The organism is Pseudomonas sp. GW456-12-1-14-TSB6 (assembly GCF_059424205.1).
Window position 1 is genome coordinate 106,898 of sequence record NZ_JBWKZE010000022.1, and the last position, 8,834, is coordinate 115,731.

Consider the following 8,834-nt stretch of genomic DNA (forward strand, 5'->3'; position numbering starts at 1 on the left):
ATTTGACGAGGTTTACGTCTGAATCAGATGCCTTATAGAGTGAAAAAACCTGTCGCAAGCTTTTTATACTGCACGCCCCGCTGATCCCGCAGGTTGCTTCTGCGGGACGGTTCTGCCCACGAAGCAGGGCCGGTTCTACCCCAGGCGCAGGCTTATCGGCCGACGCTTGAACACTCGGTGGTCACATCCAATAACAAGACGAGGAAGTCCCCCATGCCAGTCGGCAATCACCCGCCCCATGGCGAAACCGCTCAAGGCGGCCCGCTCAAACGCGAACTCGGTGAACGGCATATTCGCCTGATGGCGCTCGGCGCCTGCATCGGTGTCGGTCTGTTTCTCGGTTCGGCCAAGGCCATCGAAATGGCCGGCCCGGCGATCATGCTCTCGTACATCATTGGCGGTCTGGCGATCCTGGTGATCATGCGCGCCCTCGGCGAAATGGCCGTGCACAATCCGGTGGCCGGCTCCTTCAGCCGCTATGCACAGGATTACCTCGGCCCGCTGGCGGGCTTTCTGACCGGCTGGAACTACTGGTTCCTGTGGCTGGTAACCTGCGTCGCCGAAATCACCGCGGTGGCGGTGTACATGGGCATCTGGTTCCCCGATGTCCCGCGCTGGATCTGGGCGCTGGCGGCGCTGGTCAGCATGGGCTCGATCAACCTGATCGCGGTGAAGGCCTTCGGTGAATTCGAGTTCTGGTTCGCCCTGATCAAGATCGTCACCATCATCGCCATGGTGCTCGGCGGCATCGGCATCATCGCTTTCGGTTTCGGCAACGACGGCGTGGCGCTGGGGATTTCCAACCTGTGGGCCCACGGCGGCTTCATGCCCAACGGCGTGACGGGCGTGTTGATGTCGCTGCAGATGGTGATGTTCGCCTACCTCGGTGTGGAGATGATCGGCCTGACCGCCGGTGAAGCGAAGAACCCGCAGAAGACCATCCCGAATGCGATCGGCTCGGTGTTCTGGCGGATCCTGCTGTTCTACGTCGGCGCGCTGTTCGTGATCCTGTCGATCTACCCGTGGAATGAAATCGGCACCCAGGGCAGTCCGTTCGTGATGACCTTTGAACGTCTGGGCATCAAGACCGCCGCCGGCATCATCAACTTCGTGGTGATCACTGCGGCGCTGTCGTCGTGCAACGGCGGCATCTTCAGCACCGGGCGCATGCTCTACAGCCTGGCGCAGAACGGCCAGGCGCCGGCCGGTTTCGCTCGCACCTCGAGCAACGGCGTACCGCGTCGCGCGTTGCTGCTGTCGATCTTCGCGCTGCTGTTGGGCGTGCTGCTCAACTATCTGGTGCCGGAAAAAGTCTTCGTCTGGGTGACTTCGATTGCCACCTTCGGCGCGATCTGGACCTGGGTGATGATCCTGCTGGCCCAGCTGAAATTCCGCAAAGGTCTGAGCGCCAGCGAACGGGCCGGCCTCAAATACAGAATGTGGCTGTATCCGGTCAGCTCGTATCTGGCACTGGCCTTCCTGGTACTGGTGGTCGGCCTGATGGCGTACTTCCCGGATACCCGCGTGGCACTTTATGTGGGCCCGGCGTTCCTGGTGCTGCTGACCGTGTTGTTCTACGTGTTCAAGCTGCAACCAAGCGATGCGTCCCAGGGCGCGGTGCGTTCGGCTTCGTAATTCGTTGTTATGGAACCCTGAAAGCCCCGGTCGAAAGTCCGGGGCTTTTTCGTTGGGGGCAAGCTTGAGGCCGCTGGTCTGAAAACGCCGCAAAAAACGACTTCTGATTCAGAGTCATGTTCGAAGGTTTAGCTACGTTGTTTCCAGCGCAGCCGTGAACAGAGGCGCAGGTATGAGGATCAGCGATTTTCTCGTACGAGAACTCGGCCGCCGTCAGGTCGTGCTGTTCTTCCTGCTCGCCACGCTGCTGTACATCCTGCCGCTGATCCTCGCCGACTTCCCCTACATCGACGACAACTGGCGCACCCTCGCTGCCGGCAACGCCTGGGCGGGGCAGGGGCGGTTGTTCATGGACTGGCTGTATCAGGCGCTGAGCGTCACCGGCGCTGCGCCGAATATTTTCCCATTGCCGCTGTTGCTCGCCACGGTCGCCATGTCGTTCGCGTTGACCCGGCTGACCTTCCACTATTTTCCCGAACCGACCCTGGCCTGTTGTCTGGTGGTGTTGCCGCTCTGGTACAACCCGTTCCTGTTGCAGAACCTGTCCTATCAATACGACGGGGCCGGCATGGCCCTGAGCCAGGTCACGGTGATTTATGCGATCACTTTTTATGGCGCTTCACGCATTCAGCGTTGGCTGGTGCCGTCGGTGCTGCTGGCGCTGGCGATCGGGTTGTATCAGATCAGCCTGAATGTGTTTCTTGGGTTGTGCTGCCTGGAATTGCTCAGGAATGTTCACCGGCGAGTGCCATGGAATGAACTCTGGCACCGGTCGGGCTGGCGGCTGGCGCAACTGCTGCTGGCGGTGTTGATCTACAGCGTCACGGCCTATCCATTCACTGACGCCGGACGCACGCAATTGCTGAATGCGAGCGCCGATCCGTTGCTGCAGATCGGCATCAATATCGGTCGGGTGATGGAGAAGGTTGCGCTGCTGTTTCACGGCGGCTACACGGCAATTTTTATTGTGCTGGTGCTGTGTGCTGTGTTCGGCGCCGTGCAGTTGGGGCGGCAGATTCGCGAGCGCAACCTGTCGCGCGCCAGGGCTTTGCTCCTGGGCTCCAGCTGCCTGCTGGCATTGCCGCTGATTGCGCTGCTGGTGCCGGGCATGACGCTGCTGTTTCGCGATTTCAACGAAGGTGCACGCACCCTGATGGGGTTCGGCGTGCTGTTGATGTTGCTGTTCTATCTGGCCTGGCTGGGTTTGATGCCGCTGCACCAACGGTTGCCTTTGATGCTGGCGATTCCGCTTCTGGCCACGCTGTCGCTGTCCTTCGCTTATGGCCGGGTGCTGACGATGGAAAAAACCTTCGCCAGCAGTGCGCTCTACAGCCTGAGCCACGACATCTCGTCCCATCGCGAATTGCGCGAAGCCAAACGGATTTATATCTCGGTGACGTACTCCGACCGCTGGCTCGCGGGGACGCAGGGGACGTTCAAACAACTGCCGGTGCTGCGTTACTTGCTGAACATCGACTACTTCATGCTCGCCGAAAACCTGCCCTCGGCGGGCATCACCAACGTGGTCGCCGAACGCGAACGGCGCAACGCGACCCATGTCGGCCTGATGGGCTATCCACCCTTGGTGGAAAGCCTCTATTACCGCCTCTACCTGATCGGCGACTACGGCTTCATCGTTATGAAAGAGCCGCCCCACGGGCGGTTATTGCAATGGTGACCGTTGGTCAGAAACCAGCGCCTACCTGTAATTTCTGACAGTAGACCGCACCCGTACCTTGCCCTAGCGTGAAAGCTCCGCCTGTTGCAGTGATAGTAAGGATTCACGATGAGGATCTTGTGGAAAGGATTTCCCGCACAAACGGCAATCGGCCTCGCCGCAACGCTGGTCCACTGGCAGGTTTTTTTCGTACTGACCAGCGCGGTTCAGCTCGATCAGGCGGCCAGCAACTTCGCTGCGTTTTGCATCGCCGCATCCTTCGCGTTTTACATGAACGCGCTCTACACGTTCGAGACCGGAACGTCGGTGCTGGCGTACCTGATATTTATCAGCGTGATGGGGGCGTTGAGTTACGGCACAGGCGTGATCGCCGATGCACGGAGTCTGCCGGGGCTGGTGACGGTGTCGGTGTTTTCACTGCTGGATCTGTTGCTGGGGTACTGCTTTTTCCGGTTTGTGCTGTTTCGGGGGCGGCAGTCATGAAAAGCGCTTCTGCTAATGCGAACGAACACTTTCTGAGCAGGCCCTGGAGCGCACAGGAAATCTATTTCTTTTTTCAGATAGCAACCTTGCTGCATGTTTTTCCCATTTTGTTCGCCGACTACTTGTACATCGATGACCAAGGGCGATCGATGCTCGGAATCAAGGGCTGGACTGAAGACGGCCGACCGTTGGTGGAGTTGCTGTATTCCGTTCTGACATTTTCCTCATCGTTGAATATTTTTCCATTACCGTTACTCATTGCCACCGTTGCCATGTCTTTTGGACTGAGGCGACTGGTCACTCACTATTTTTCTACTCCGGGGTTTGTTGAGTGCCTAGTGGTTTTACCCCTGTGGTTCAGTCCGTTTTATTTACAGAACCTTTCATATCAATATGACGGGCCGAGCATGACGTTGGGCCTGGTTGCAGTGATTTATGCAATCACTTCTAATCCGGCATCGGCTGTGGGGCGGGTAGTACTCTCCGCGATATTGATTGCTCTGGCGCTTTCTTTTTATCAGGTGTGTCTGAACGTTTTTATCGGTCTGGCGTGTATCGATGTCTACCGCTGCATGATCTCTGGTACAGCGTCTGAAGTGCGGAAGGAACTCTTGCTGAGAACCGGACAATTGGCAGGGGGATTGCTTGTTTACTGCTTGAGTTCGTATCAGTTGATAAGCGGTAGCCGTCAGGGATTTGTCGAGATTGATAATTCCACTGTGAGAGAGTTGCTCATGCGAATTGATACTTTCAATCAGCACATGTTTCTTCTATTCAATATTGGCAATGTTTGGTTTTTTTCGTTGCTCATCTTTGTTGCAGCTTTGTGTTTTGTGCTCACGGGGTATCGTTGTGTCGCTCGACAGGAGGGCGGCTGGGCCAAGTCGAACACGTTGGTGTTGTACCTGATGACATTGCTCGGGGCTGTGTCTGCGATTTATGGCATCGGACTTCTCGTGCGCTATCCAAACTTTGGTGCGCGGAATCTGATGGGGTTTTCTTCTATGTTGGTTTTTTTGATGTTTTTGAACCGACAAGGATTGATGCAAGTAAACCGATACCTGACATACCTGTTGGTCATTCCGATTGCTTTTATGCTTAGCTTCTCTTTTTCCTATGGTCGGGTCATGGTGGCGAAAAAACAATTCGAACAAGTTGTCGTTCAGAACCTAAACTATGACGTTGTTTCTCATGCAAATCTTCGAGCTCTGGAGCGGATCAATTTAATCGCCGATACCCGTTATTTGTGGATTCCTGGTGCAAAAAAAACAATTGATGCTTCACCTGTGCTTCCTTACATACTTGGTCTGGATTTTATCTTGCTGCCAGAAAATATGCTCAGGGCTGGACTGACAAATGTTTTTGGCGGTGTAAAAGACGAACGCGATACAGTGGGGTGTGGGACGTGTCAGCAAGTTCTAAGTAATCGCTATTACGACATCTACATATTGGACAAAACCGGTTATGTGTTTATGAAACGCTGGAATGAGGTGAAAGATTCCGATCACCTCTGATCCAGCGTTTTACCTTGAAGGAAGGTACATAGATTCGGCTACGCAGCCATTCCATCCTGCGGCTCAAAACTGTCCGCCCGCGCCATCTGCCACATCCGCGAATAGAACTCGCCGTTCACCTCTCCGGTGAGCAATTCCCCCGGTTTCAGGAACACATGCAGCTGCGAGAACAGTTTGATTTCAGTGGCCGACATGCGCCGCACCAAATGCTTGGCCGACAGTTGCGACGGATGGTCGAGGCCGGCGGCAGCGAGCATTTCTGCCAGGGCCTTGAGCGTATTGCGGTGGAAGTTGTAGACCCGCTGGGCCTTGTCCGGCACCACCAGCGCGCGCTGGCGCAGGGTGTCCTGGGTGGCGACGCCGGTCGGGCATTTGTTGGTGTGGCAGCTTTGCGACTGGATGCAGCCGATGGCGAACATGAAGCCGCGCGCCGAGTTGGCCCAGTCGGCACCGATGGCCAGCACGCTGGCGATATCGAAAGCGCTGACGATCTTGCCGCTGGCGCCGAGCTTGATCTTGTCCCGCAGATTCAAGCCCACAAGCGTGTTGTGCACGAACAGCAGACCTTCGCGCATCGGCACGCCGATGTGGTCGGTGAACTCCACCGGCGCGGCGCCGGTTCCGCCTTCCTTGCCGTCGACCACGATGAAGTCCGGCAGGATGCCGGTTTCCAGCATGGCCTTGGCGATGCCCATGAATTCCCACGGATGGCCGAGGCAGAACTTGAAGCCCACCGGTTTGCCGCCGGACAGTTCACGCAGTTGCTGGATGAAATGCATCATCTCGATCGGCGTGGAGAAGGCGCTGTGGCGCGATGGCGAGATGCAGTCTTCGCCCATCAGGATGCCGCGGGTGTCGGCGATTTCCTGGGTCACTTTGTGCTTGGGCAGAATCCCGCCGTGGCCGGGTTTGGCGCCCTGGCTCATCTTGATTTCGATCATCCGCACTTGCGGGGTCTGCGCCTGGGCGGCGAAGCGTTCCGGGTCGAAGCGGCCGTCGCTGGTGCGGCAGCCGAAATAGCCGCTGCCCAGTTCCCAGGTCAGGTCGCCGCCATGTTCGCGGTGATAGGGGCTGATGCTGCCTTCGCCGGTGTCGTGGGCGAAGTTGCCGAGTTTCGCACCCTGGTTCAGCGCGCGGATCGCGTTGGCACTGAGGGAGCCAAAACTCATGGCCGAGATGTTGAACACCGACGCCGAGTACGGCTGGGTGCATTGCGGGCCGCCGACGGTGACGCGGAAACTGCTCGGGTCGCTCAGCGGCGCCGGGCGCATTGAGTGGCCGATGAATTCGAAGCCGGACTGATAGACGTCGATCAGGGTACCGAACGGTTTGTCGGCGGTTTCATTCTTGGCCCGCGAATACACCAGCGAACGCTGGGCGCGGGAGAAGGGCAGGGCGTCGCTGTCGGATTCCAGCAGGTACTGGCGGATTTCCGGGCGGATGCCTTCGACCAGATAACGGATATTGCCCAGGATCGGATAGTTGCGGCGCACCGCGTGCGGGCTCTGCAGCAGGTCGAACAGACCGATCAGGCTCAGCACCCCGGTGACGGCGGTGATCGGCCACAGCCAGTCATGTTCGAGAAAGGGCAGGCTGGCGAGGGTGAACATCACGCAGACGGCAAAGAAGGCGTAGCGGCTCAGGAGTGACAGGCTCATACGGTTTCCTTGGTTCGGATGGTTTTTTTGCGGCAGTCAGGCGTTCTGCGCCTGTAGAAAGATCGAAAACAGCTCCGACTGGGATTTGATCCCCAGCTTGCTGTACATGTGTTTCTTATGGACTTTCACGGTTTCAACAGAGATTTCCAGCTTACGGGCGATTTCTTTACTGGAGCAACCGCTGAGCATCAGGCGCCCGACATCCAGTTCCCGGGCGGTCAGTTGCGCGCCCTTGAGCTGCTGCACCGACGCTTCGAGCTGCACCCGCCAGTCCGGTTGCGCAGGCGCCGGGGCCAATGCCACGGTTTCGTTGATTTCATAAGGCAGGCGCTGGCGCAACAGGCCGAGCACCCACGGCTGGATCAGTGACAACAGGGCAATCTGCTCGCCGGTGAAGCGTTGCTGGCTGCCCAGCGACAGGCACAGCGTGCGGTCGCCCTCGAGCTGGCAATTGAACTGGATTTCGTCGGCCACCACATTCAGACGAAAGTATCGCTGGTAATACTCGGTCAGTTCGAAGTGCTCCGGCGCGACCTCCGACAGGCGATACAGCCCGGTGCGCGATTGTTCGCGGCAGGCGATGTAGAACGGGTCGAGCAGGTACAGACCGCGCAGGTAGTCCTGAAACAACTGGTCAGGACTGCCGTCTGCGCCGGGGCATTCGGCGAACACCTGCGGGTGGCGGTCGGCGCTGAACAGCAGCGCCACCCAGCTATCGAACGGCACGTACTGGTCGAGCAGGCGCACCAGTTGCGCCCAGAAATTCGGCTTGTCGAGGGCGTCGATCAACTGCCCGACGGCGCGGTGCCAGGTGATGTCGTCAAACGAAAGAGTCATGCCTCTACCCCTATCGGGTTACCCCGGCCGCGTAATTCCCTGGCCGGTCGAATGCGAAGCATACTGGCCCACAGACAGCCGCCGGGCAATCTTTCGGCACCCGGCGCTCATAACAAGGACTGCCCATGAAAGTCGAACTCGCCCAACTGGCGGGCCGTGACAAAGACACGGCGTACAACCTCGAACGCGCCCTCGCGGCGATTGCGGCCTGCGCCGCCGACACGCAATTGATCGTATTCCCCGAGACCCACCTGATGGGCTTCCCGACCGCCGACACCGTGGCGCAGATCGCCGAGCCGCTGGACGGCCCGACCGTCAGCGCCGTGCAGGCCGCCGCCCGCGAACGCAACCTTGCCGTGGTGATCGGCATGGCCGAGAACGACAACGGCCACTTCTACAACACCACGCTGCTGATTACCCCCGAAGGCATCGCCCTGAAATATCGCAAGACCCATCTCTGGGCTTCGGATCGCGGTGTGTTTGAGGCCGGTGACCGTTACGCCACCTGCCTGTGGAACGTCGTGCGGGTCGGTCTGCTGATCTGCTACGACATCGAGTTTCCGGAATCGGCCCGGGCCCTGGCGCAATTGGGTGCGGAGTTGCTGATCGTGACCAACGGCAACATGGACCCGTACGGCCCGACCCACCGCACCGCGATCATGGCCCGGGCCCAGGAAAATCAGGCGTTTGCGCTGATGGTCAACCGCGTGGAAGCGGGGGATGACGGGTTGATGTTTGCCGGCGGCAGTGCGCTGGTGGATCCGCTGGGTACGGTGCTGTTCGAGGCCGGGCGTGAAGAAGGGCGGTTCAGTGTCGAGCTGGATTTCGGCCAGCTGGAGCTGGCGCGCAAGGATTATCGGTATCTGGATGATCAGCGGTTGAGGTTGCCGGGGGAGGTGGTTGAACACGCCTCGGGAGTACGTGAGCTGCTGATCCCTTGACCCGTTGTACCCGATCGTTCCCACGCTCTGCGTGGGAATGCAGCCCGGGACGCTCTGCGTCCCAAGAGCGGACGCGGAGCGTCCATTG

7 protein-coding genes are annotated in these 8,834 nt (G+C 58.6%); 5 read left to right on the forward strand and 2 right to left on the reverse strand.

Going from position 1 to position 8,834, the window contains the following annotated elements; genetic code table 11:
• Positions 1–213 precede the first annotated feature (213 nt).
• The 4 genes from AC07Y2_RS20225 (at position 214) to AC07Y2_RS20240 (ending at position 5,310) form a co-directional block, all read left to right on the forward strand.
• Positions 214–1,635, forward strand: coding sequence for an amino acid permease (locus AC07Y2_RS20225; RefSeq protein WP_103386698.1), 1,422 nt, complete (start codon positions 214–216; stop codon positions 1,633–1,635).
• A 172-nt stretch (positions 1,636–1,807) separates the two neighbouring features.
• Positions 1,808–3,313 (forward strand): glucosyltransferase domain-containing protein, encoded by a 1,506-nt coding sequence (locus AC07Y2_RS20230; RefSeq protein WP_103386697.1) that lies wholly within the window; start codon positions 1,808–1,810, stop codon positions 3,311–3,313.
• A 108-nt stretch (positions 3,314–3,421) separates the two neighbouring features.
• Positions 3,422–3,796: a GtrA family protein gene (locus tag AC07Y2_RS20235; RefSeq protein ID WP_039765793.1), complete on the forward strand. Its 375-nt coding sequence runs from the start codon at positions 3,422–3,424 to the stop codon at positions 3,794–3,796.
• Positions 3,793–5,310, forward strand: coding sequence for a glucosyltransferase domain-containing protein (locus AC07Y2_RS20240; protein WP_052266524.1), 1,518 nt, complete (start codon positions 3,793–3,795; stop codon positions 5,308–5,310). Before AC07Y2_RS20235 ends, AC07Y2_RS20240 begins: the two co-directional genes overlap by 4 nt.
• Before the next feature lie 38 nt (positions 5,311–5,348).
• On the opposite strand, the gene AC07Y2_RS20245 is transcribed toward AC07Y2_RS20240, so the two are convergent.
• Both AC07Y2_RS20245 and AC07Y2_RS20250 read right to left on the reverse strand, forming a co-directional pair.
• Positions 5,349–6,968 (reverse strand): FMN-binding glutamate synthase family protein, encoded by a 1,620-nt coding sequence (locus AC07Y2_RS20245; protein ID WP_039765795.1) that lies wholly within the window; start codon positions 6,966–6,968, stop codon positions 5,349–5,351.
• Between the two features lie 36 nt (positions 6,969–7,004).
• Entirely contained in the window at positions 7,005–7,805 is an 801-nt protein-coding gene (locus AC07Y2_RS20250; protein ID WP_011335770.1) for a helix-turn-helix transcriptional regulator, read from the reverse strand.
• Between the two features lie 125 nt (positions 7,806–7,930).
• Here AC07Y2_RS20250 and AC07Y2_RS20255 point away from each other — a divergent pair, with 125 nt between their 5' ends.
• Entirely contained in the window at positions 7,931–8,746 is an 816-nt protein-coding gene (locus AC07Y2_RS20255) for a carbon-nitrogen hydrolase family protein (protein ID WP_103386696.1), read from the forward strand.
• Positions 8,747–8,834: the final 88 nt, after the last annotated feature.